At 47.7% G+C, this 24,525-nt stretch carries 23 protein-coding genes; 18 read left to right on the top strand and 5 right to left on the bottom strand.

What is annotated here, in order from left to right:
• Positions 1-18: 18 nt before the first annotated feature.
• The 8 genes from IQ217_RS13210 (at position 19) to IQ217_RS13245 (ending at position 6,332) form a co-directional block, all read left to right on the top strand.
• Positions 19-990: a glutaminase gene (locus tag IQ217_RS13210; protein WP_194020292.1), complete on the top strand. Its 972-nt coding sequence runs from the start codon at positions 19-21 to the stop codon at positions 988-990.
• Between the two features lie 72 nt (positions 991-1,062).
• Positions 1,063-1,338 carry a BrnT family toxin gene (locus IQ217_RS13215; protein WP_190598029.1) on the top strand — a complete coding sequence of 92 codons (276 nt, stop codon included), beginning with the start codon at positions 1,063-1,065 and terminating at the stop codon, positions 1,336-1,338.
• Complete coding sequence (locus tag IQ217_RS13220; RefSeq protein WP_190598028.1) at positions 1,301-1,579, top strand: BrnA antitoxin family protein; 279 nt, start codon at positions 1,301-1,303, stop codon at positions 1,577-1,579. The genes IQ217_RS13215 and IQ217_RS13220 overlap by 38 nt, the downstream gene beginning before the upstream one ends.
• Before the next feature lie 59 nt (positions 1,580-1,638).
• A complete protein-coding gene (locus IQ217_RS13225) occupies positions 1,639-2,478 on the top strand; it encodes a prephenate/arogenate dehydrogenase (RefSeq protein WP_194020293.1) in 840 nt (279 codons plus the stop codon).
• A 30-nt stretch (positions 2,479-2,508) separates the two neighbouring features.
• A complete protein-coding gene (locus tag IQ217_RS13230) occupies positions 2,509-3,135 on the top strand; it encodes a Uma2 family endonuclease (protein WP_194020294.1) in 627 nt (208 codons plus the stop codon).
• Positions 3,136-3,282: 147 nt separating this feature from the next.
• Positions 3,283-4,917, top strand: coding sequence for a cytochrome c oxidase subunit I (locus IQ217_RS13235; RefSeq protein ID WP_190598025.1), 1,635 nt, complete (start codon positions 3,283-3,285; stop codon positions 4,915-4,917).
• Positions 4,918-4,973: 56 nt separating this feature from the next.
• Positions 4,974-5,570, top strand: a complete 597-nt coding sequence (locus tag IQ217_RS13240) for a cytochrome c oxidase subunit 3 (RefSeq protein ID WP_190598024.1) — start codon at positions 4,974-4,976, stop codon at positions 5,568-5,570.
• A 96-nt stretch (positions 5,571-5,666) separates the two neighbouring features.
• Complete coding sequence (locus IQ217_RS13245) at positions 5,667-6,332, top strand: Uma2 family endonuclease (RefSeq protein ID WP_190598023.1); 666 nt, start codon at positions 5,667-5,669, stop codon at positions 6,330-6,332.
• Positions 6,333-6,390: 58 nt separating this feature from the next.
• On the opposite strand, the gene hslO is transcribed toward IQ217_RS13245, so the two are convergent.
• Both hslO and katG read right to left on the bottom strand, forming a co-directional pair.
• Complete coding sequence (hslO, locus tag IQ217_RS13250) at positions 6,391-7,299, bottom strand: Hsp33 family molecular chaperone HslO (RefSeq protein WP_190598022.1); 909 nt, start codon at positions 7,297-7,299, stop codon at positions 6,391-6,393.
• 48 nt (positions 7,300-7,347) lie between these two features.
• Positions 7,348-9,537, bottom strand: coding sequence for a catalase/peroxidase HPI (gene katG, locus IQ217_RS13255; protein WP_194020295.1), 2,190 nt, complete (start codon positions 9,535-9,537; stop codon positions 7,348-7,350).
• Positions 9,538-9,943: 406 nt separating this feature from the next.
• On the opposite strand from katG, the gene IQ217_RS13260 reads away from it, so the two are divergent.
• The 6 genes from IQ217_RS13260 to IQ217_RS13285 all read left to right on the top strand — a co-directional run bounded on the left by IQ217_RS13260 (position 9,944) and on the right by IQ217_RS13285 (position 18,548).
• The gene (locus IQ217_RS13260) at positions 9,944-11,320 is read left to right on the top strand and encodes a cytochrome c biogenesis protein (protein ID WP_194020296.1); all 1,377 of its coding nucleotides are present in this window, start codon (positions 9,944-9,946) and stop codon (positions 11,318-11,320) included.
• Positions 11,313-12,662, top strand: coding sequence for a sugar ABC transporter substrate-binding protein (locus IQ217_RS13265; protein WP_194020297.1), 1,350 nt, complete (start codon positions 11,313-11,315; stop codon positions 12,660-12,662). Before IQ217_RS13260 ends, IQ217_RS13265 begins: the two co-directional genes overlap by 8 nt.
• Positions 12,643-13,968 (top strand): mechanosensitive ion channel family protein, encoded by a 1,326-nt coding sequence (locus IQ217_RS13270; RefSeq protein WP_194020298.1) that lies wholly within the window; start codon positions 12,643-12,645, stop codon positions 13,966-13,968. Before IQ217_RS13265 ends, IQ217_RS13270 begins: the two co-directional genes overlap by 20 nt.
• A 286-nt stretch (positions 13,969-14,254) precedes the next feature.
• A complete protein-coding gene (gene ilvB / locus IQ217_RS13275) occupies positions 14,255-16,120 on the top strand; it encodes a biosynthetic-type acetolactate synthase large subunit (RefSeq protein WP_194020299.1) in 1,866 nt (621 codons plus the stop codon).
• 170 nt (positions 16,121-16,290) lie between these two features.
• A complete protein-coding gene (locus tag IQ217_RS13280) occupies positions 16,291-16,890 on the top strand; it encodes a Uma2 family endonuclease (RefSeq protein WP_194020300.1) in 600 nt (199 codons plus the stop codon).
• Positions 16,891-16,994: 104 nt separating this feature from the next.
• Complete coding sequence (locus IQ217_RS13285; protein WP_228024105.1) at positions 16,995-18,548, top strand: S8 family serine peptidase; 1,554 nt, start codon at positions 16,995-16,997, stop codon at positions 18,546-18,548.
• Between the two features lie 53 nt (positions 18,549-18,601).
• On the opposite strand, the gene IQ217_RS13290 is transcribed toward IQ217_RS13285, so the two are convergent.
• The 3 genes from IQ217_RS13290 to sixA form a co-directional block, all read right to left on the bottom strand.
• Positions 18,602-19,771, bottom strand: a complete 1,170-nt coding sequence (locus IQ217_RS13290) for a pyridoxal phosphate-dependent aminotransferase (protein WP_194020301.1) — start codon at positions 19,769-19,771, stop codon at positions 18,602-18,604.
• A gap of 122 nt (positions 19,772-19,893) precedes the next feature.
• Positions 19,894-21,087, bottom strand: a complete 1,194-nt coding sequence (locus IQ217_RS13295; protein WP_194020302.1) for a citrate synthase — start codon at positions 21,085-21,087, stop codon at positions 19,894-19,896.
• 183 nt (positions 21,088-21,270) lie between these two features.
• The gene (sixA, locus tag IQ217_RS13300) at positions 21,271-21,765 is read right to left on the bottom strand and encodes a phosphohistidine phosphatase SixA (RefSeq protein WP_194020303.1); all 495 of its coding nucleotides are present in this window, start codon (positions 21,763-21,765) and stop codon (positions 21,271-21,273) included.
• Positions 21,766-21,819: 54 nt separating this feature from the next.
• On the opposite strand from sixA, the gene IQ217_RS13305 reads away from it, so the two are divergent.
• The 4 genes from IQ217_RS13305 (at position 21,820) to IQ217_RS13320 (ending at position 24,425) form a co-directional block, all read left to right on the top strand.
• A complete protein-coding gene (locus tag IQ217_RS13305; protein WP_194020304.1) occupies positions 21,820-22,623 on the top strand; it encodes an alpha/beta fold hydrolase in 804 nt (267 codons plus the stop codon).
• A 48-nt stretch (positions 22,624-22,671) separates the two neighbouring features.
• Complete coding sequence (locus IQ217_RS13310; RefSeq protein ID WP_194020305.1) at positions 22,672-23,868, top strand: carboxyaminopropylagmatine dehydrogenase; 1,197 nt, start codon at positions 22,672-22,674, stop codon at positions 23,866-23,868.
• A gap of 18 nt (positions 23,869-23,886) precedes the next feature.
• Complete coding sequence (gene thiS, locus IQ217_RS13315) at positions 23,887-24,102, top strand: sulfur carrier protein ThiS (RefSeq protein ID WP_194020306.1); 216 nt, start codon at positions 23,887-23,889, stop codon at positions 24,100-24,102.
• Positions 24,103-24,212: 110 nt separating this feature from the next.
• On the top strand, positions 24,213-24,425 hold the full coding sequence (locus IQ217_RS13320; protein WP_194020307.1) for a type II toxin-antitoxin system HicB family antitoxin: 213 nt from the start codon (positions 24,213-24,215) through the stop codon (positions 24,423-24,425).
• Positions 24,426-24,525 lie beyond the last annotated feature (100 nt).

Here is a 24,525-nt window from a genome sequence, read left to right on the forward strand (position 1 = left end):
CGCAAAGGGTGAATAACGATGGGGATTGGCCTAAACTCGGATCCCAAAGTCGTACACCATCAATCTATACCCAATACCATGGCGATCGCCAATTACAGAGCCATTAGACCGCATCAGTGGCAAGAATGGGTGGAAACGGCCCAGCACCGAGCCCTCAGCGGCAAATTACCCCAATACATTCCCCAGTTAGGCTTGGTTAATCCAGGCAATTTTGCCCTAGACATTGGCGACCAAAACGGGATTATTTACGAAACAGGGGATACCGACCTAACGTTTAGTTTGATGAGTGTGGTTAAACCCTTTATCTGGCTTTATATACTCCATCACCGGGGTTGGCAGTGGGCCCAGCAAAAAGTTGGCGATCGCCCTTCGGATTTACCGTTTAATTCCGTGGAGCAATTGGAGCAGGATGGCGGTTATCCCCGCAATACCATGGTCAACAGTGGCGCCATTTGTTTAGCAGGTCATATCCCTGGGGCCACAACAGATCAACGGTGCAGAAATTTTCTCACCTGGTTAAATCACACCGCCCAATGTCAACTTTGGCTTGATCCAGAACTATTAGCCTCCGTCCATGCCCTACCCAATCCCCGCAATCTGGCGATCGCCCATTTGTTGGCAGAAAAAGGCTATGTAGAAGATGGGGCCCTAGCTCTGGAAACCTATAACCAACTTTGTTGTTTGAGTGGTTGCCTCAAGGATTTATTCAAGCTTGGCCTGGCATTACAGTGTCCCCAAGCGCCGCTACAACTGGAGAACACTGTCAGAGTCAAGGGAACCATGGCCAAAGCAGGGCTTTATGAAATGTCGGAAGCGTTTTTTCAGCGCACAGGATTTATTTGCAAGTCGGGAGTGAGTGGTTTGATTTTGGCCTGTTTGCCAGCCCAGTCACCGACCATTTTTGCTTGCTATAGCCCCCCTTTGAATGAACAAGGAAACCCGGTGGCTCCCCTGGCCCTATTGGAGTTTTTGGCAGAGTTTAAGCAGTGAAGATTTTTCCAATTCCATGTGCGTAACGACAAAATGTAGCTACAATTGAGAAACCTTAGTGTCCGTTTAGTTATGGACTATGAATGGGATGAAGCAAAACGTCTTTCCAATCTTCGTAAGCACGGCATAGATTTTGCCGATGTTCCAGCCGTGTTTAATAGCGACATTGTCACGGTTGAAGATAATCGTGCTGACTATGGAGAGCAACGTTTTGTCACACTTGGTTTATTGGAGGGGCGAGTTGTTGCTGTTGTCCATGTTGAGTCAAAGCACTGCACCCGTATTATTTCCGCTAGAAAAGCAACGAAATATGAACAAAAAATTTACTTCGAGCAACTCTCAAACTGATTGGCAAAGGTTGGATGCCATGGAAGATGAAGACATTGATTTGTCCGATTGCCCGGAGGTTACCCCAGAAATGTTTGCCAAGGCGATAGTTCGGCGGGGTTTACCTGCGACCAAAACTAAAGCCCAAATCACACTCCGCATCGATAGTGATGTCTTGCAATGGTTTAAATCCCAAGGGAGGGGTTATCAAACTCAAATCAATCAGTTGCTAAGAGCCTATATGGAAGCGCACCAACAATAGACTCAGTTCGTATGGGATTGCAGAATGGAGAGTTGTCTAAAAATAATTTAGTTGGGCAAATGAAAATTGGTGTTGTTGGTTTAGGTTTAATTGGAGCTTCCCTGGCGGGAGATTTGCGTCGTCAGGGCCATTATCTGATAGGAGTATCCCGGCAACAAAGCACCTGTGAAAAAGCAGTAAAAAGGCAATTGGTGGATGAAGCGGGGCAAGATTTATCTCTTCTGCACACAGCGAAAATAATTTTTCTTTGCACTCCGATCCAATTAATTTTGCCCACCTTGGAGAAGCTTATTCCCCACCTAGCGCCCACGGCCATTGTCACCGATGTGGCCTCGGTCAAAACGGCGATCGCCGCACCAGCGAGCCAACTTTGGCCAGGGTTTATTGGGGGCCATCCCATGGCGGGCACTGCGGCCCAGGGCATTGATGGGGCGGAAGAAGATTTGTTTGTCAATGCTCCTTATGTGCTTACTCCCACGGAACATACTAACCCTGCTCAATTAGCCTGTTTGCGTTCAGTGCTGGAACCCCTGGGGGTAAAAATTTACCTTTGTGCCCCCGAAAACCATGACCAAGCCGTGGCCTGGATTTCCCACCTACCGGTGATGGTCGGTGCCGCTTTGATTCAAGCCTGCGCCGGAGAAAAAGATCGAGAAATTCTCCAATTAGCCCAAAGCCTAGCTAGTTCCGGTTTTCGGGACACCAGTCGGGTGGGAGGCGGCAACCCAGAGTTGGGCACCATGATGGCCACCTATAACCAACAGGCTTTGCTAAAAAGCTTGCAAGGTTATCGCCAACAGTTGGATAACCTGATTACCCTGATTAATAACCAACAATGGTCTGAACTCCATCGTCTTTTACAACAAACCAACGGCGATCGGGAAAATTATCTCCAATAAACCAACGGCGATCGCCAGGGGAAATAACCGATGATCCTTCTGAACAATAGGGATTTCCAGAAAACACTTTTAAACATCGAGCAGTTTTGTCTCCACTATGGGGATGACAATCGCTATGAATTAATTGACGGAGAACTGATTGACTTGGAACCGACAGGAATCCACGAAGAGATTGCCGCCTTTATCACCCTCAAACTCTGCACCCAAATTGACAAAGCCAATTTCCCCTGGTTTATTCTACAAAGGGGACTTTTACGGCCAAGTAGTACGACTATGACTGCTTTTCGTCCCGATGTGATGGTTGTTGATCGCCCTGCCCTGATTGAGGAAACCCTGTGGCCAGAACAATCCATTCTTACCTTGGGGAGTTCCATTCGACTAATCGCAGAAGTGGTGAGTGGTAATTGGCAAAACGACTATGCCCGTAAAGTCGAGGACTATGCCACTTTGGGTATTCCCGAATATTGGATTGTTGATCATGGCGGGCTGGGAGGAACTCGTTACATTGGTCGCCCCAAGCAACCAACCCTAACAATCTGCCAATTGGTTGACGGTGACTATCAAATGCAACTGTTGCGCGGAGATGATCCTATTATCTCTTCCCAATTTCCTGACCTCAATCTGACGGCAGGACAAGTATTAGCCTATGGACAATAGGGATGGATAAATTGAGAACGGCGATCGCCAGGGGGATAAATTAGGGAAATTGAGCATTAATCCAGAACGAATTTAGGAACAATCGGTGCCCCCGGCATGGCTTTCTGTTAAAAATAAACAAGCACTGCCCTTTCCCGCTCAGAGCGCATGACCCACCAGCCCACCGCATCGGTTCCCTTTCAACGCCCCTGGCACGACTATCTCAAATTCAGCACGGACCATAAAGTCATCGGCATTCAATATTTGCTGATGTCCTTCTGCTTTTTCTTAGTGGCGGGATTATTGGCCATGATTATCCGGGCAGAATTGCTTACCCCCCAATTGGACGTGGTGGACCGTAGCCTCTACAACGGTCTATTCACCCTCCACGGCACCATGATGATTTTCCTCTGGATTTTTCCCGCCAATGTGGGATTAGCCAATTACTTAATTCCCCTAATGATTGGTGCTAAAGACGTAGCTTTTCCAGTGTTAAATGCGATCGCCTTTTGGCTCATGCCCGTGGTGGGAGTATTACTGATTAGTAGCTTTTTTCTGCCCACTGGCACAGCCCAGGCCGGCTGGTGGTCCTATCCGCCGGTGAGCATCCAAAATCCGTCGGGCAATTTTATTAATGGTGAATTTCTTTGGCTTTTGGCAGTAGCCACTTCCGGTGTTTCCTCCATCATGGGGGGGGTTAACTTTGTCACCACCGTTTGGAAATTGCGGGCACCGGGACTGACTTTGCTAAAAATGCCTGTTTACGTCTGGACAATTTTAAGTGCCCAAATTTTGCAACTCTTTTGTCTGCCAGCGTTGACAGGCGGGGCCATCATGTTGCTATTTGACCTCTCCTTTGGCACCACCTTTTTTGACCCCTTTAACCAGGGCAACCCGATTATTTACCAACACTTATTTTGGTTCTATTCCCACCCGGCCGTGTACGTCATGGCCCTGCCCGCCTTTGGGGTATTTTCGGAAATACTACCGGTTTTTGCCCGTAAACCACTCTTTGGCTATAAAACCGTCGCCATCTCTTCTTTTCTCATTGCTATCCAAGGCACCTTCGTCTGGGTACACCACATGTTTACCAGTGCCACCCCCAACTGGATGCGAATGTTTTTCATGGCTAGCACCATGCTTATTGCGGTGCCCACCGGCATTAAGGTTTTGGCCTGGACAGCCACGGTGTGGCGAGGAAGTTTGCGCCTGAAAACCCCCATGTTGTTTTGCTTAGGGGGAATTTTAATGTTCCTATTTGCTGGCATTACGGGCATTATGTTAGCTTCCGCCCCCTTCGATTTACACGTTAATAACACCTACTTTGTGGTGGGGCATTTCCATTACGTTGTCTTCGGCACCGTGACCATGGCCATTTATGGGGCGATTTACTTCTGGTTCCCGAAAATGACTGGGCGTATGTATAACGAAGCCTGGGGTAAGCTCCATTTTGCTTTGACTTTCATTGGTGCCAACCTAAACTTTTTCCCCATGCATCCCATCGGACTACAGGGGATGTTACGGCGCATTTCTTCCTACGACCCGGAATACACAGCTTGGAATGTGGTGGCTAGTTTAGGAGCGTTCTTGCTGGGCATGTCCACTTTGCCCTTCATTGCCAATATGGTGGCATCTGCTTTTCAGGGTCGTCGGGTGGGCAATAATCCCTGGAATTCTTTAGGTTTGGAGTGGACCACACCTTCACCGCCACCGGAGGAAAATTTTGAAGTTATTCCCACCATTACAGTGGAACCCTATGGCTACGATCGCCCTACAGATTTGACCACGGAAGTAACGACTTAGGGTGGGCTTTTTCCGCCGTTGACCCCGTTAACTGAGCAAGCATACGAGGAAATTTTATGGAATCAGGTAATCATCTCCCCCATAGCGAACCGACGGAAGAGCAGGAACCGGATAATTTAGGCTTTGGTTTTCCCGTCTTTTTAATGTCGGAAAGTGTGGTATTTCTCAGCTTTTTTGTTACCTACACCATTCTGCGGCTGACCAATAAACCCTGGTTTCCCCCTGGAGTAGACGGTTTAGATGTGACTAGGGGAGCCATTAACACCGTGGTGCTAGTCACCAGTAGCGGGGCGATTATTTTGGCGGAAAAAGCCCTGCATCGGGGAGAAATGAAGTTGTTTCGCCTATTGTGGTTAGCCACCATCAGTCTAGGTATTGTTTTTCTTTTTGGTCAGGCGGCGGAGTGGGCTGGTATGCCCTTTGGTCTGGATGCGGGATCAGCGGGAGGAACTTTCTTCTTGCTGACTGGTTTCCACGGACTGCACGTTTTTACCGGGGTTTGCCTTTTGCTTTATATGTATTGGCGCTCTCTCCAGCCCCATAATTTTGATGGGGGCCATGAGGGGGTGACGGCGATCGCCTTGTTTTGGCATTTTGTCGATGTTATTTGGATTATTTTGTTTATTTTGCTCTATCTTTGGCCGGTGAATTAAGTCTTCGGACTTATTCAGACCAAGCATCCCGGAGTAGGATCAGGGTAAAAAGATTGTTTTTTAACAAGCATAGAATTCCTGGGGGGAGATAGTGAGATGGTGGTTGATCTAGAAACTCGTCAACAAGAAAATTTAACTAAGCCCAAAGCGGAGCATTTGATTTTGCTCAATCCAGTTAGTTGGAATACGTTCAATCAGTTACTAGAAGAGTTAGGAGAAAAACGAGGGCAAAGACTTGCGTATGACTGTGGAATTTTAGAAATCATGAGTCCCTTGGGTGTTCACGAAAACAACAATCGCTTTATTGATGACCTCATTCGAGCGATCGCCGATGAACTAGGTTTAAATCTTAAAAAGTTTGGCTCATTAACATTAAAAATTGATCGAACTAAACAAGGGGTAGAGCCGGATTCCTGTTATTACATAAAAAATGAACCCCAGGTGCGGGGCAAGCAACACATTGACCTCACAGTGGATCCGCCGCCCGATTTAGTTTTAGAAATTGATATTACCAGTGGCTCCTTGGATAAGTTTCCCATCTACAGCAATTTAGGCATACCGGAAATTTGGCGTTATGACGGCGATCGCCTAGCTGTATTTGTTCTTAATCCAGAGTCGAGGCAATACGAGCCCGTGAATCAGAGTCCCACCTTTCCGTTTTTGTCCCTGGAACAGGTGCCTTTACTAATTGAACGTAGTTTGGCGATCGGGGAGACGGCGGCCCTGAAGGAGTTTCGTCAATGGTTAAGGGCCAACCGTTAACTGTTTGCTACCTTTCCCCCTAATCACTTATTAGCTATTTCTGGGCAGATGCAGTTAGTTAAAGCTGTTCGGCTTTTTCTCGCTGAATTTCCCCAATTAACTGGGCCAGATGATGGCGATCGGCCTGGTAGACCTCACCACAAAAATCGCAGGTGGCTTCGGCTCCATTGTCCTTTTCGATCATATCTTCTAGTTCATCTTGCCCCAGGATTTTTAGAGCGCCCAATACCCGAGGAAAGGAACAGCGACAATCAAAGCGCAAAAGTTGCACTTCCGGCAAAATGGCCAGACCAAAATCCCCCAACAATTCTTGAAAGATATCTTTGAGGGATTTGCCCGAACGTAAAAGGGGAGTGAAGCCAGTCAGGTGTCCCAGCCGGGATTCCAGAGCGGCAACTAAGGCTTCGTCCCGGGCGGCCTTGGGCATTACCTGTAACAGTAGACCCCCAGCGGCGGTTACCCCATCCTTGCCCACAAAAACTCCCAATAATAGGGCGGAGGGAGTCTGTTCGGAGGTAACCAAATAATGGGTGACATCCTCACCAATTTCCCCGGAAACTAACTCCACCGTGCTGGAGTAGGGATAGCCAAAGCCCACATCCCGCACCACATAGAGAAAGCCATCCTGACCCACTGCGCCCCCCACGTCCAACTTACCTTGGGCATTGGGAGGTAGTTCCACCGAGGGATTTTGTACGTAACCCCGCACTGTACCGTCTAAGCCCGCATCCACCAACAGACCCCCCAGGGGACCATTACCACGGATGCGGATATTTACCCGGGATTTCTCCTGCTTCATGCTGGAAGCCAACAGTAACCCGGCGGCCATGGTGCGGCCGAGAGCAGCGGTGGCAACGTAGGAAAGTCGATGGCGTTGGCGGGCTTCTTCGGTCAGGTTGGTGGTAATTACCCCCACTGCGCGAATACCCCCATCGGCGGCGGTGGCGCGGATTAATTGATCTGCCATGGATTGCTGAAATGTTGCCTGAATTTTGTGATTCTTCTATTTTGCCAACTAGTCCCTAGGGAGATCAAACCGGTCAGCATTCATCACCTTATTCCAGGCGGCCACAAAATCATGGACAAATTTTTCCCGATTGTCGTCCTGGGCATACACCTCTGCATAGGAGCGCAGGATTGAGTTGGAACCAAACACTAGGTCAACTTTGGTGGCAGTCCATTTCACTTCCTCCGTTTGGCGATCGCCGACTTCATAGAGATTGTTGCCCGCCGGCCGCCATTGGTAGGCCATGTCAGTCAAATTGACAAAGAAGTCGTTACTCAATACCCCCACCCGATCGGTGAAGACACCATGGCTAGCACCCCCATGGTTGGTGCCCAACACCCGCATACCACCGATTAAAACAGTCATTTCCGGTGCCGTTAGCCCCATGAGTTGGGTGCGCTCCAACAGTAACTCTTCCGGTGACACAGCATAATCCTGTTTGAGCCAGTTACGATAGCCATCGTGGACCGGTTCTAGGGGGGCAAAGGATTCGGCATCGGTCATGGCTTGGGTGGCATCCCCCCGACCGGGTGAAAAGGGGACATTAACTTCAATCCCCCCATCAAGGGCTGCTTTGGCGATCGCCGCTCCCCCTCCCAGCACAATTAAATCCGCTAGACTAACCGGCTTAGCAAAATTAGCTTGGATATTTTCTAGCACAGTCAAGACTTTGGCTAATCGAGCGGGTTCATTGCCGAGCCAATTCTTTTGAGGGTCTAAACGAATTCGGGCCCCATTGGCTCCTCCCCGATAATCCGAGCTACGGAAGGTACGGGCGCTATCCCAAGCAGTACAGACCAATTCGGCAACGGTGAGGCCAGAGGCAAGGATTTGTTGTTCTAACTCCTTAATTTCCCCTTCAGAAAGACTGTAGTCCACTGAGGGAATGGGGTCTTGCCAAATCAAATCTTCCTGGGGCACATCGGGGCCAAGGTAACGACTTTTGGGTCCCAGATCCCGATGGGTCAACTTAAACCAGGCCTTGGCAAATACCTCCGCAAAATAATCCGGCTCCCGATAGAAACGCTCCGAAATTTCTCGGTAGATGGGGTCCTTGATCATGGCCATATCTGCATCGGTCATGATGGGATTGTGGCGGACATTTGGATCCTCCACATCGACGGGTTTATCCTCCTCTTTAATGCTGACCGGCTCCCATTGCCAAGCCCCGGCAGGACTTTTCTTCAGTTCCCACTCGTGGTTAAACAACATGTAAAAGTAACCGTTATCCCACTGGGTCGGGTGGGTAGTCCACGCTCCTTCAATGCCGCTGGTCATGGCCTCCCGTCCGACACCTTTGCCGTTCCGGTTATGCCAACCCAAGCCCTGCTCCGCCACATCGGCCCCTTCCGGTTCTGGCCCCATCAGCTCAGCTTTACTGTTGCCATGGCATTTACCTACGGTATGGCCCCCGGCGGTAAGGGCAACGGTTTCCTCATCATTCATGGCCATGCGGGCAAAGGTAGTGCGGACATCCTGGGCTGTACGCAAAGGATCCGGCTGGCCATCCACCCCCTCAGGGTTAACGTAAATTAATCCCATTTGTACGGCGGCCAAGGGATTGTCTAAGCTTTCCCGGTCTTCACTGCCATAGCGGTGATCACTGGAAGCAAGCCATTCCTTTTCTGAACCCCAGTAAATGTCCTTTTCCGGGTGCCAAATGTCTTCCCGACCACCAGCAAAACCATAAACCTTGAGCCCCATAGACTCATAGGCCATGGTGCCGGCCAGAATGATCAAATCTCCCCAGGAAAGTTTATTGCCGTATTTCTTTTTAATTGGCCAGAGCAGGCGACGGGCTTTGTCCAAATTGACGTTATCAGGCCAGCTATTAAGGGGGGCAAAACGTTGGTTGCCAGTAGCGGCACCGCCCCGACCATCAGCAATGCGATAGGTGCCAGCGGCATGCCAGGCCATACGAATCATCAACCCGCCATAATGGCCCCAGTCGGCGGGCCACCAACTCTGGCTATCGGTCATCAGATGGTGTAGATCTTTTTTTACGGCGGCCAAATCAAGTTGCTGAAAGGCTTCCGCATAACTAAACCCATCGTTCATTGGGTTTGTTTTCTGGTCATGCTGGTGCAATATGTCTAAGTTCAACCCATTGGGCCACCAATTGAGGTTATTTTTCTGCTCGGTCGTATTTGCTCCGTGCAGTACAGGACATCTACCGGCCGGTACTTGGTTATTAACCATGGTTTTTCCTTTTTGATTGTGTGGGGATCAAGAAAATTTTCTAGGTCGAACTAACTCCCCCACTCTCCTGTCAGGGAAATACTTGCCTGTAAGGGAAGGACTGGGAATAAGGGGGTTACTTGGCTTGTTTGGAATGTGGTTCCTAATGGCAGTAGGCTCTTGTGTACTTATTCGTACCTGCTGTTGAACTAATGGCAAACTAAAGTGATGAAAGCCTGCTTAAGATCCATCAAGACCATGCTGCCATGTTCTCTCGGGGCTAACCATTAGTCAATGAGTAGAATTTCCCAGAACGATAGACTCTAGACTCTAGGTGTGGTTGTGGCTCCCACTTTAGGGTTCGTTGCCATGGAGCCGGCGATCGGGGCACAATGATAGGGCTATCTTCAAAACTGTCGCCACTTTCATGACCCTTGCCAATTCTTCCCCTACCAACTTTTTGCAGCAGTTAGGTCGACAGTGCCTGAAAACTCTGGCAGATCTCCGTCTGGCGATCGCCCTTTTGCTATTGATTGCCGTTTTTAGTATCAGTGGCACGGTAATTGAACAGGGGGAAAGTTTGAGTTTTTATCAACAAAATTATCCTGAAGATCCGGCTTTATTTGGATTCTTAAGTTGGCAGGTAATTTTACAACTAGGTTTGAATCAGGTCTATCGAACCTGGTGGTTTTTGGGCTTGCTAATACTTTTTGGTTCTAGCCTAACTGCTTGTACATTTAACCGCCAATTTCCTGCTTTAAAAGCGGCCCGCAGTTGGCAATTTTATCACCAACCAAGGCAGTTTAACAAACTAGCCCTAAGTTTTTCCCTGCCCCATGGAGATAGAAACAAAATTGAAGATTTACTCCAGAATAGGGGATACAAAATTTTCCAAGAAGGTGACAGTATTTACGCCCGTAAAGGTTTAATAGGAAAAATAGGTCCTATCATTGTCCATGCCGCCATGTTAATTATTCTGGGAGGGGCAATTTGGGGGGCACTGACAGGATTTTTTGCCCAACACATGATTCCCAGTGGCGAAACATTTCAAGTAAATAACATTATCGAAAAAGGGCCCCTTGCCGACAACCAAATCCCTAAAGATTGGGGTGTCAAAGTTAATCGTTTTTGGATTGATTACACGGAAGATGGGGCTATCGATCAATTCTATTCTGATTTATCTGTGGTTAGCAGTGAGGGAGAAGAATTAGACCGCCAAACCATCTCTGTTAATCACCCTTTACGTCATCAGGGAGTTACTTTTTATCAAACCAATTGGGGCATTGCTGGGGTGAAAGTACAACTCAACAATAGTCCTGTGTTGCAACTTCCCATGGCCCCTTTACAGACCGCCAATGGTGGCCAGTTGTGGGGAGCTTACATTCCCACTAAAACCGACTTTAGCGAAGGTGCAGCTCTATTAGTTAAAGACCTCCAAGGTACGATGATCATTTATGACCAAGCGGGAAATTTAACCGATGCGGTGCGGGCTGGTTCTACGGTGGAAATTAATGGAGTCAATATAACAGTTAAAGAATTAGTGGGTAGTACTGGTTTGCAAATTAAAGCTGATCCGGGCATTCCCTTTGTTTATCTTGGCTTTGGTTTATTGATGGTAGGGGTAATGATGAGTTATGTTTCCCATTCCCAAGTATGGTTATTGAGTGTCCAGAGGGATGGTCAAGGGGAGATCTATTTAGGAGGAAGAACTAACCGGGCTCAGGTCGCTTTTGAGCGGGAAATATTGGCGATCGCCGAGCAAGGACAGGGTGATCTGAACAGCGAGATCAAAGTTAATGCCTAAGGTTAATCAACCCTGGTGGGACAGATTTTTTCCCTTTTTAAATTTCCCTAGGGCAATGGGAATAGTTCTGTTTACAGCAATATCCTTTTTAGCTGGCGGCTGTGGAACGGACATTACTAGCTACCCAGTATTTCTGAGAAATTTTCAAGAATCAGTTCCCAGTGGAAATATTAATTCTGATAAAGGTACTTTACTTATTTGGTTCGCTCTAGACTCTGCCTACCTACATGAGTCCCAAGTAGAACGCTATCATCAATACTTAGCGGGCATGGTGGATGAATTTAAAAAAGCTTATCCTAACGTTAAAGTCAATTATAAATTTGTTGCCAGTGACGACCTTTTAGAACCCTACCTGCACGATATTGACCACGGTTTTGGCCCTGATTTAGTTTTGACTAAAAATCTGTATTTAGGGCGATTAATGGAACGCAATGCTCTGTTTCCAATTCCTTACAATGAGATTGCGCTGGATAATTTTCGTCAGGATGCCCTCAGCCAGATGGAATATGGAGGAAAGTTGTATGCAATTCCCGTTACTTTAGGCACCCAAACCCTTTGTTATAACAAGAAAAAAGTTAAACAAGTTCCCACTAATTTAGATGAAATAGTTAGCCTTTCTCGTCAGGGCTATTCCTTTGGCATTACTTCAAATTTTAGTGATACTTTATGGGGACTAGGAGCCTTTGGTGGCAAAGTTTTTAATCAAGAAGGAGAAGTGATTTTAAACCAGGGGGCTTGGAGTAAGTGGATGGAATTTCTAATTACCATCAAAAATGAACCAAACGTTGTTTTTATTCCTACTTCCCTAGCTACTAATCGGGCTTTTAGTGAAGGGAGATTAGCTTATATCACCTGCTGGAGTTTAGCTATTCCAGAATTAGTTGCTAGTTTAGGTCTAGAAAATCTGGGTATTGCTCCCTTGCCTGGTCTACCGGGAGCCCCTTCTTCGCCAGCATTAACTGGTTTTTCCTTTGTTTTAAATCCAACAAGCAATGACGAACAGCGCGGTTTAGCCCTAAAAGCTGCTACTTTTTTTACCAATACTGAACAGCAGCAACAATGGATTTTAGAGTCTAGATCTGCCATTCCAGTTAATGTTCATGTGCAAATACCATCTAGTCTTTTTACCATTCAAGCGCAATTAAAAAAACAATCCTTAACCGCTACTTCCTATAGCATGAAAGAAATCGATAAAATAGAATTTATGCTAGATATTGGCGAAAGATTCTATACCAGTGTCCTTTCTGGGGCAATTACTTCCCAAGCAGCGGCCCAGGAAATTACGGAACAAACCAATCAATATTTTGCTGAGCAAGCAGACCATGAATCAAAGCATCAGTGACCTTGACTTTTCACCTTTGGAGTCAGTTTTCTTCAGTTTTTGGCATATGGGGCAACGGCCTTTGGTGCAGGGACAATTGGTCTTAATCTTGGGAGCTATGATTGCTGCCTATGCCACGACTAAAATCATCTGGTGGTGGTTAAGAAAAAAGTATCACAGTGCACAATTTTTTTTAAATTATTCTCCCCGGCGATCGCCCCTTGATTGCTTGCTATGGGCTGGGCATTTTTTTCTATTACCATCGCTTCTATTTTTACTGTTATTATTTGTTCATACTATTTATCGACAACATAGCTATTATGATGGACTAATTGACCACGCTATCATCTTAACATTAATATTTATATTTTATCGGGCTGTTATTTTTTTTTCTAGCTTTTGTTTTCCCATTCAAGAAATTGAATATTATCGCTCTCACTTATTCCGTCCAATACTCTTTTATTTCTTTGTAGCTAGCACAATTAATTTAGTAGAAGATTATCTTCCTTTGGTCAGCACTCCATTTTTTGATGCCTTTCAAACCCCTGTCACCATTAGAAGCATTTTATTGATCACCTTTGGAGTTTATCTTTGGGTAATATTTTCCTCCTTAATTTGCAAAATAATCATTTATCTGATCTCCAATGGCAGCCAATTTGATCCTGGTTTTATTCGGGCAGTTTCAGTGTTGATTAATTACGGTTTAATTGGCTTTGGTCTTTTTGGTATTTTAGGCTATGTGGGCATTAATCCAGCTATTTTTGCCACGGTTACAGGGGGGTTATCTGTTGGAATTGGCTTTGGTCTAAAAGAAGTAATCAGTAATTTTGTCAGTGGAGTCTGGTTATTGATGGAAGGGGCTTTAAAACCAGGAGATGTGATTAATGTAGGAGGAGAGATGAGTCGGGTGGAACGATTAGGGCTACGGGCTGCCACGGTTAACATTATTCGAGATAATACTGATCGAATTATTCCCAATCAAGTCTTTTTTACAGAAGAAGTTAATACTTATACTGGTAGAAATCACCTTGTTTATTGTAGTGTGATAGTGGGGGCTAGTTATAAAGCAAATCCTCGTCAAGTCATTGATTTATTACTAGATTTAGCCACAGATAATCCTGATATTCTTCCCCAACCTAAGCCCGCCGCTTTTTTGTTAGATTTTGCCGACTCTAGTATGAATTTTGAGATTAAGTTTTGGCTGGATAACCCGATGAGTAGGAAGAAGGTTTCCAGCGAGCTCCGTTGTAGAATTTGGCAAAAGTTCAAGGAACTAGACATTGAAATTCCCTATCCCCAGCGGGATTTACATCTCCGCACTGACTGAAACGATGCTTTGAAACCCTGCCATCAGTGAGTGTTGACTGGATTAAAAGCAAGAATGCTTATGGACTGAGACGCCCATCAAAGAAGGCCTTTATAATTTTGTTTGGCACCCATCCCATTTTTGTCCATTGGGAGCCAAGCTCGGGCTGCAGTATGGTTTAAATTTACTTTAGTTCTGGCAAGAAATTTAAGTCCTGTTAACTTTCCCTCCTTTGCCATGGGGAGCCCATCGCCGATTGGGTTAAAATTAAATGACTTAGCCTACGCTTCCTAAAGCGCTTTGTCCTGTGGTTGCATCAATTCCTAATCCCAAAACAAATTTCCTGAAAACTGTTCCTAGCCAACGGCAGACCGGGGCTTACATCCTGATGGATAGCCTGAAACGCCACGGGGTCAAACATATTTTTGGTTATCCTGGTGGGGCAATTTTACCTATCTATGATGAGTTGTACCGTTTTGAAGCGGCGGGGGAAGTTGAGCATATTCTGGTGCGCCATGAACAGGGAGCGTCCCATGCCGCCGACGGGTATGCCAGGGCCACGGGTAAGGTGGGGGTTTGTTTTGGTACCTCTGGACCAGGGGCAACTAACTTGGTGACCGGCATTGCCAATGCCCATTTGGACTCGGTGCCCATGGTGGTCATTACCGGCCAGGTGGGTCGTGCCATGATTGGTAGTGATGCCTTCCAGGAAATTGATATTTTTGGCATCACCCTGCCCATTGTCAAACATTCCTATGTAGTACGTAGTGCGGCGGATATGGCCCGCATTGTTACTGAAGCTTTCCATCTGGCTAGTACCGGCCGCCCCGGGCCAGTTTTAATCGATATTCCCAAGGATGTGGGTTTGGAAGAATGTGAATATATTCCCCTTGAGCCAGGGGATGTTAATTTGCCCGGTTATCGTCCCACAGTTAAAGGTAATCCCCGGCAGATTAATGCGGCGTTGCAGTTGTTAGAACAGTCCAAAAATCCCTTGCTCTACGTGGGAGGAGGGGCGATCGCCGCCAATGCCCATGCCCAAGTGCAGGAATTTGCTGAAAGATTCCAATTGCCGGTAACGACCACTCTGATGGGGATTGGGGCTTTTGACGAAAACCACCCCCTTTCGGTGGGGATGTTGGGTATGCACGGTACTGCCTATGCCAACTTTGCTGTTAGTGAATGTGATCTTTTAATTGCGGTGGGGGCTCGTTTTGACGACCGGGTGACCGGCAAATTAGACGAATTTGCTAGCCGAGCCAAGGTAATTCACATCGACATCGACCCGGCAGAAGTGGGGAAAAACAAGGCTCCCGATGTGCCCATTGTCGGGGATGTACGCCATGTGTTGGAACAACTTTTACAGCGGGCCCGGGAATTAGATTACCCCACCCATCCCCATGCCACCCAGGAATGGTTAAACCGTATTGATCATTGGCGTACTGATTATCCTCTCCAGGTGCCTCACTATAAAGACACCATTGCGCCCCAGGAGGTAGTACACGAAATTGGTCGCCAGGCCCCCGATGCCTACTACACCACCGATGTGGGACAGCACCAAATGTGGGCAGCCCAGTTTTTGAACAATGGGCCCCGGCGGTGGATTTCCAGTGCTGGTTTGGGCACCATGGGTTTCGGTTTACCGGCCGCCATGGGAGCCAAAGTGGGAGTGGGAGAGGAAGCCGTCATTTGCATCAGTGGGGATGCCAGTTTCCAAATGAATCTCCAGGAGTTGGGAACGCTAGCCCAGTATGACATTCAGGTTAAAACTATTATTCTCAATAACGGTTGGCAGGGCATGGTGCGTCAGTGGCAACAGACTTTCTACGAAGAACGTTATTCTGCGTCCAATATGTCCCAGGGGATGCCAGATATTAATCTCCTCTGTGAAGCCTATGGCATCAAGGGGATTACCGTGCGTAAGCGGGAAGATTTGGCCCCGGCGATCGCCGAAATGCTAGCCCACAATGGCCCTGTGGTAATGGATGTGGTAGTCAAAAAAGATGAAAACTGTTACCCCATGATTGCCCCCGGCATGAGTAATGCCCAAATGCTAGGCTTACCGGAAGTACCAGTGCGAGACAATGGTCCCCAGATGGTGGAGTGCAACCATTGCCAGACCCAAAATTTCATCACCCATCGCTTCTGTTCCGGTTGTGGAGCCAAACTCTAACTAACTGGAAGCAGACCAGTGACAGAATCATCAAGAATATGGCAGGGAGAATTTTGGCAATTACTTTTCTCCTGCCTTTTTTGTTGTTATTCCAGTACCTCAATCAATGTTTTTTTCAATAGTCTGACTACAATAGCGTAACCATTGCTAACCCCTTGGAGAAAGTAACTATGCTTGCTTCTAGCCCCAACCCAACCCTAACCATAGCCGACTTTTTGGCATTGTCCTATATTGACGACTCACCAGCTTGGGAATACGTAAACGGAACCATTGCGCAAAAACCAATGCCTAAGACCTTCCATAGCCGACTGCAACTAAAACTAGCTAGCATGATCGATTTAGCAGGAGAAAGTAACAAAAATGTTTTGGCTTTCAATGAACTAAGGTGTAACTTGACTGAAAGATCAATAGTGCCAGATATTGCAGTTTTAGGTTGGGATCGTCTGCCTATTAATGATTCCGGAGAGCTGGAAAATCAAGCAATTAGTTTTGCCCCGGACTGGGTAATTGAAATTCTTTCTCCCCAACAAAGTTTAGCCAAGGTGATGAAAAATATTCTCTATTGTTTAGAGCAGGGTAGTGAGTTGGGCTGGCTGATTAATCCGGAAGAACGATCCATTTTAGTTCTTCTATCCCAGCAAGCGCCCCAGTGTTATCTGAGCGATGATCCAGAGATTAATAATGGCCAAGAAATTTTACCTGTGCTGTCCGGTTTAGATTTACAACTAACCACGGAGCAAATCTTTTCTTGGTTAAAATTTTCCCGCTAATTGCGAATATTACTTTGCTCCAACATAATTGCAGTCATCGATTGAACCAAACTCGGCCAATTAGGAAAATATTTGCGCTCCATTTTGCAATCCTTTGCCAGGGAATGCTGTTGGCTGGCTCTGTCTGTGCCAATGAAGTTTACCCTAGTTATCTCACCGAAAAGGGCATTGAAAGTGAGTCTTTAAATCAGTATCCCCATAGTCTAACTGGTCGTAAGATAGCCATTGGCCAGATGGAAATGGGTCGGCCAGTGCAATATCTTTGGGATAAGTTGGGCAGTTGGCAGCCTCCCTATGCTTTGGTGGGGGTATTTCACCTCAATCAAATTTCCCCCCGCAATCGCTTTTTTGATAGTCACGCCGGTATGGTAGCCCAGGCCATGGTTAGCCAGGATAAACGTTTTCCAGGGGTGGCACCGGAGGCTCGACTTTATGCCACTGCTATGGGGCCGCTAGCTGAAAATCTACAACCCCAGCAGTGCTTGGCCGGACAATTTGTTAGTCGCCAAGATGGGGGCAATCTCCGGGCAGTCAATTTGAGCTATGGGGAGTCGTTAGAACGGGACACCAGGGGAAATCCCCAGTTGGATGGCAATGCGTTGTTAACATTGTGTTTGGACTGGCTGACCCAACAACAAAATTTACTCTTTGTGGTGGCGGGCAATCAGGGTACAGGGGGCATCGCCATTCCCACGGACAACTACAACGGTATTACCGTCGCCTACACTGTCCAGTCCCCCGATCGCCAAGGCCGTTATGACCGCATGGCCTTTACGAATTTAAGTCGGGAACCGGAGGGTATGGGCAAAAGAATAGTGGCACGGGAAATCAATCAGGGGGGGCGCCGGGGGGTGAGCTTAGTGGCTCCGGGTAGTGATTTTTATTTATATGACATCAACGGTCGGGTGGAATGGGTCAGTGGTAGTAGTTTTGCCGCTCCTTTGGTAACCGGAACTGTTGCTTTGTTACAAGAATTTGGCGATCTCCAGTTATTAACTAATCCCAATGGTAGCCGCTGGAATTTAGATGCCCGCAGACCCATGGTGATGAAAGCCGTATTACTCAACTCAGCGGTAAAAATTCGCAACGCTGGTTTGGGCACAGATTATAACCTCTACAGCAGCAAAAACCGCGATTGGCTGGCCACGGAAGCCTACCGAGATCCTACCCTGCCGTTGGATTTGGAAATGGGGGCTGGTCAACTCAACGCCCGCCGAGCCCTAGAACAATTCCAGTCTGGAGCCTATGGGCCTGGGGAAAATTATCTCCCGGCGATCGCCTGGGATTATGGAGAAATTCAACCGGGTCAAACCATTAGTTACGCCCTATCCCAACCCCTTAAAGGGGGAGAGTTTGCCAGCGTCACCCTGGTGTGGGAAAGACCAGTGCAATTATTGGACAGCAATGGTAATCAACAATACGACCTGGGGGAAAGTTTTCAGGACAAGCCTTTAAGCAACCTAGACTTATTAATGGTTTCCCAAGATGATAATGGCTCGGTGGTTTGTGCATCCCAAAGCAAAGTCGATAATGTGGAACATTTTCTTTGTCCCATTACAACCACTGGCAATTACACCATTCAAGTTAAACACCAAGGCGGTGGAGCCATGGCTCGACCAGAAAAATATGCCCTGAGCTGGTGGACTGTTACTAATTGAAAAAACTGTTGGCCATGGGTAAATATCTTTAACCAGCAAAATTTTGGGGGCAATCACACCAAGGTGCTGACAAATTGTCCCAATTTAGCCAAACCCCGTTTAATGGTGTCCATATCAGTAGCATAGGAAAAACGAACGCAGTCATCGGCTCCAAAGGCAACTCCAGGGATCACCGCCACCTGCTGAGATTCCAACAACTGGGCACTGAACTCCAGGGAATTAAGCCCCGTTTTGGTAATGTCCACAAAAACATAAAATGCTCCTTTGGGGTTAGGACAACTCAGCCCCGCAATTTGATTAATCCCCTCCACCATCACCTGCCTTCTTGCCGTAAAAGCCTTGACCATGGTTTCCACACAGGTTTGGGGATTTTCCAGAGCGGCGATCGCCCCGTACTGAGCAAAGGTACAAACGTTGGAGGTGCTATGGCCCTGGATGGTGCTACAGGCCTTGATCAAGGGTAATTCCCCTGCTAAGTAACCCACCCGCCAACCGGTCATGGAATAACTTTTGGCAAAACCATTGCTGATGATAGTGCGCCGGAAAATTTCGTCGTTGACCGCCCCAATGCTGAGGTGTTCCGTGCCGTCGTAGAGGATGCGCTCATAGATCTCATCGGAGACTACATACAAATGATCGTACTCTAAAATTACTTCTGCCAAAGCCCTAATTTCCCCAGGGGTATAGACTGCCCCGGTGGGGTTAGAGGGGGAATTAAGCACAAAAAGCTTGCTTTTCGGGGTGATGGCCTGGCGCAGTTGTTCCGGGGTGATTTTATAATCCGTGGCCGCTGTGGTGTTGACAATGACTGGAGTTCCCTCCGCTAGGCGCACCATTTCTGGATAGCTGAGCCAATAGGGAGCGGGAATAATGACCTCATCCCCCTGTTCAATCATGGCCAGCATCAAGTTAAACAGGGAATGTTTACCCCCATTGGTAACTAAAACGTTGGCCGCTTCATAGAGCAAGTTATTCTTTTCCCGTAACTTTTTGGCGATCGCCTGGCGGAGGGCCGGTTCCCCAGCGGCGGGGCCATAGCGGGTTTTTCCCTCATCCAGGGCCAACTTGGCCGCTTCCACAATGTGGGGAGGAGTGGCAAAATCCGGTTCCCCCGCAGTGAAGCTCAGCACATCAATACCCTCGGCCCGCATTGCCTTGGCCTTTGCCGTGATTTCAAGGGTGATGGAAGGCACAACTTGGCTAACACGCTGGGTTAGTTGCATAATCAAAACATCCCTGGGGTAAACAACAGCAAAAAACGGCTAAGGCTAGTCAGACAAAGGATTTCAACCCCAGCAAGGGAACTGGAATTGAGTCGATTTAGTTAAACAAGATTAAGCTCAGTTTAAATAATCGCATTGGGGTCTTCATTGCGGGCCACGGAAACCACCCGTTCTGTCATGGGAACATAAGATAAGTTATGGTCGCCGATGTAAATTTGGGTAGGACGGTAGATTTTATTGACGGATAATTGTTCCTTCCAATGGGCCAACCACCCCGCCACCCTGGCGATCGCAAATAGGGGCGTAAACAGGTCAGAAGGAATGTCTAGCTTGCGGTAAACCAAACCGGAATAGAAGTCCACATTGGGGTAAATGCCCTTTTGGCCGACGTATTCTTCCACAACTTTTTCTAACTCCACCGCGATTTCGTAATATTCGTCGTGGCCCATTTTGGCAAATAGCTGCTCGGCCAAATCTTGCAAAATAATTGCCCGGGGGTCCTTGACTTTATAGACCCGGTGCCCAAAGCCCATGATGCGCTGCTTGTTGGCCAGGCATTTTTCCACATAGGGCCGGACATTTTCCACCGAACCAATTTCTTCGAGCATATTCAGCACTTCCTCGTTGGCTCCTCCGTGGAGAGGCCCCGCCAATGTCCCCACCGCCGAAGCGATGACAGCATAGGGATCCGTCAGAGTGGAAGCCGTCACCCGGGCCGAAAAAGTGGAGGCATTCATGGTGTGCTCCGCATGGAGGGTCAAACACACGTCAAACACCTTGGCGGCAAAAGGATCGGGCTCCTTCTCCGTCAGCATATAAAGGAAGTTGGAAGCGTAGTCCAATTTATCGTTGGGCTGAATTGGATCATTGCCTTCCCGGATCATATGGAAAGCTGCCACCATGGTGGGGATTTTGGCCAACAGACGTACTACTGCTGCCCGGATATAGTTGGGGTCGTCCAAGGCCCGTCGAGCATAGAACAATCCCAAGGCCGCTGCTGAAGTTTGTAGAGCATCCATGGGGTGCCCTGTTTCGGGAAAGCATTTCATCATGTCCCGGATGTGGTACTTAATGCGTCGATGGGTACGAATTTCGTACTCGAATTCCTCTAACTCCCCCTGGGTAGGCAATTTGCCCCAGATGAGCAGATAGGCTACTTCAATAAAACTACTGGATTTGGCTAATTCTTCGATGCGAATGCCCCGGTATTCCAAAATACCGTCGGTGCCATCCACGTGGCTCACCCTAGATTTAGCAGCGGGGACTCCGGCTAGGCCTTCTTTAAACACTTCGCTATCAGTCATCATACAGTTCACCTATAACGGACAATGCCACTACTGTTGTTGCTTAGATTCGGATTGAGAAAAAATTTTGCCGGCCTGGGCCAGCCTGCCCCCATATCCATATTAAGGAATCTGAAGGAATTCTGGAAATTTACTCCCACCCCTGGATTGAGCCCGTTACTGGCCCGGCAAGCTCCGATCCACTGTGGGCTAGATTTAGACCAGCCAACGGGGAGGAGTGAGTAAAAACAGTTGCCCCTCACCCGGTGGACAGTCCCAAGAGGGCAACGTTAAACCAATAATGCCAGCTTTTTTAACAATTAATTTGCCTTGGGGGCTACCAAAAATGAGATATTCGGCCCAGTTGGCTAAATCCGGCTGATGGCCCACTAGGGCAAGGCAACGGTGACTGCGGTGACGATATTCTGCGGTTAAATAGGCTATGCCTTGGGGAATGTCTTCTCCAGGGGCGAGGGGGGAAAAACTTTCCAGTTGGGGGGCAAGGCCCTGGTCCATCAGGATCTGGGCTGTCTGCTGGGATCGTACTAAAGGACTGGTGAGAATGAGGTCAAATTCCACTCCGATCGCCTGGAGGCGCTGGGCCACCCGCTGGGTTTTGTCTTTACCTTTTTTAGTCAACTGGCGATCGCCGTCGGGGATAGTGGGGGACTGTTCCTGGGCAATGCCGTGGCGAATAAGGTAAAGTTCCATGGATATGATCGATAGAATAGGGGAGTCGAGTGCGATGAGCCGGAAAACTTCAGCATGGAAAAATACAACATCCAGGTGTTAGGCAATGTTAACTCCGAGGAAACTTTAGTTTTTGCCCATGGTTTTGGCAGCGAACAAAACGCCTGGCGATTTATCTATCCGGCCTTCGAAGAAAATTATCGCATTGTTTTATTTGACTTTCCCGGTAGCAAACCTTCTAACAGTAAAAATTTTGACATTCAGAATTACAATTCCCTCAATGATTATGCCGATGATTTGATGGAGATAACCCACCTGGTTGGGGTGCGTCGGGGGATTTTAATTGCCCACTCCGCTAGTTGCATGGTCGGGGCCCTGGCCAGTTTGCGGGATCCGGATTTATTTAAGGGCATGGTTTTCATCTGCGGTTCTCCCCGCTATCGGGACGATGGGAATTACAAGGGCGGTTTTAGCCAGGAAAAAATTGCCACAATCCTCAATGAAATGAGTCATAACTATGCCGAGTGGATTCGCACCTATGCTCCGGCGGCGGTTAATGATCCCAACAAGCCGGAATTGGTGGAAGAATTTTCCCATTGTCTTCTGCAACTGCGTCCTGACATTGGCCTGGTGGTGTTTAGCCTCATCATCATGTCCGATTACCGTCGGGAAGTGGCTCAAGTGGAACTACCCACTTTGATTGTGCAACCCCAGGAAGACATATTTGTCCCAGCCACAGTGGGGGCCTATCTTTACCGGACCATGAAAAACAGTGAGCTTTATTGGATTGATACCCCTGGTCATTTTCCCCACCTGGCCAACCCCACAGAAATTATCAAGGCGATCACCAGTTATTTGGCTGAACATGGATTTGTTTAACTGCTAAGATTTTTTCGGACAACATTTGGGGCACTGGAGGGTTTAACCATGGCAAAAGTGATGATTGTGGGCGCCGGAGGTGTGGGCAGTGTGGTGGCCCATAAATGTGCGGCCCTGGAGGATTTTACCGAGATTCTTTTGGCCAGTCGCACGGTGGCTAAATGTGACCAAATTGCGGCTCACATTGGCTCCACTAAGGTTAAAACTGCCGCACTGGATGCTTTTCAGGTCAGTGACACGGTGCAACTCCTGCGGGACTTTGGGGCGGATTTGCTCATTAACGTGGCCTTGCCTTACCAAGATTTGGTGCTGATGGATGCTTGCCTGGAAGCGGGGGTGGATTACCTCGACACTGCTAACTATGAGCCCCCAGACGTAGCTAAGTTTGAATACAGTTGGCAGTGGGCTTACCAAGATCAATTCAAGGAAGCGGGGTTAATGGCCCTGTTGGGTTGTGGTTTTGACCCAGGGGTAACGGGGATTTTTACCGCCTATGCCCTCAAGCACCATTTTGATGAAATCCATTACCTCGATATTGTGGATTGCAATGCGGGTAGCCATGGCCAGGCCTTTGCCACCAATTTCAACCCGGAGATTAACATTCGGGAAATTACCCAAAAGGGTCGTTATTACGAAGATGGCGTTTGGCAAGAAATTGATCCCCTTTCTGTGCACCGGGACATTAACTATCCCCACATTGGCGATCGCCCTTCCTATTTGCTCTACCACGAGGAGTTGGAATCCCTGGTGAAAAATATTCCCACCCTGAAAAGGGCCCGCTTTTGGATGACTTTTTCAGAAGCTTACATTACCCATTTGCGGGTGCTGGAGGCGGTGGGCATGACCCGCATTGATGAAGTGGAATACCAGGGGCAAAAAATCGTACCGTTGCAGTTCCTGAAGGCTGTGTTACCGGAACCGGCTTCCCTGGCAGAAAATTATTCAGGACAAACCTCCATTGGTTGTTATATCAAGGGGGTTAAGGATGGTCAAACCAAAACCTATTACATCTATAACAATTGTGACCATGCTGCCTGCTTCGCCGAAGTTGGCTCCCAAGCCATTTCCTATACCACTGGGGTGCCCGCCGCTCTAGGGGGACTGATGATGGTACAGGGCAAATGGAAACAAGCTGGGGTTTTCAATGTGGAAGAAATGGACCCCGATCCGTTTCTGGAAAAGCTCGGTTCCCTCGGCTTGCCCTGGCATGAAGTGATTAACGGCCCTTTTCCTTTTGATGACTAGTTTTTAAAGCAATTTTCGATGACTTCTGATCCCATTACCCTCCTCGTCAACGGCGATCGTCAAGTGGCTGCTAGCCCGGTCACATTGCCCAATTTTCTGCAAAATCAAGGGTTTAACCTCCGTTTAATTGCGGTGGAATATAACGGTGAAATTCTCCATCGACAGTTTTGGCCCGAAACCCAACTGCAAAACGGCGATCGCCTAGAAGTGGTTACCATTGTGGGGGGTGGCTAAAGCTTCCATAAAACTCAAGCAAAGTTACTGATAGTTTTAGTAATCGTTATCCAAGAAACTTTGGCAAGATTCCTTTGGACTATCCTAGGTTTTTAATCTGAGAAAACTTTATGAGACAAGTTATTACCTATAAAGATGAAGATAACTATTGGATCGCTGAATGTCCTAGTTTAAAAGGCTGTATCAGCCAGGGAGAAACGAAAGAAATTGCTTTAAAAAACATTAAAGAGGCTATTTCTGGTCATATTTCAGCCCTAGAAGAAGATGGTTTGCCCATACCAGAAGAAACATTTGAGACCGGGAGCATCCCACTTTTGCCCTGAGTATAAATGCTTAGTGATGTGAGTAGAGAAAATTGCTGTAAAAATAAGAAAAACAGGAAAAATCTATGACCCCAGAAGAAATTCAGCAGGCCAAGGACTA

It is taken from the genome of Synechocystis salina LEGE 00031 (genome assembly GCF_015207985.1).
Classification (GTDB): Bacteria; Cyanobacteriota; Cyanobacteriia; order Cyanobacteriales; family Microcystaceae; genus Synechocystis; species Synechocystis salina.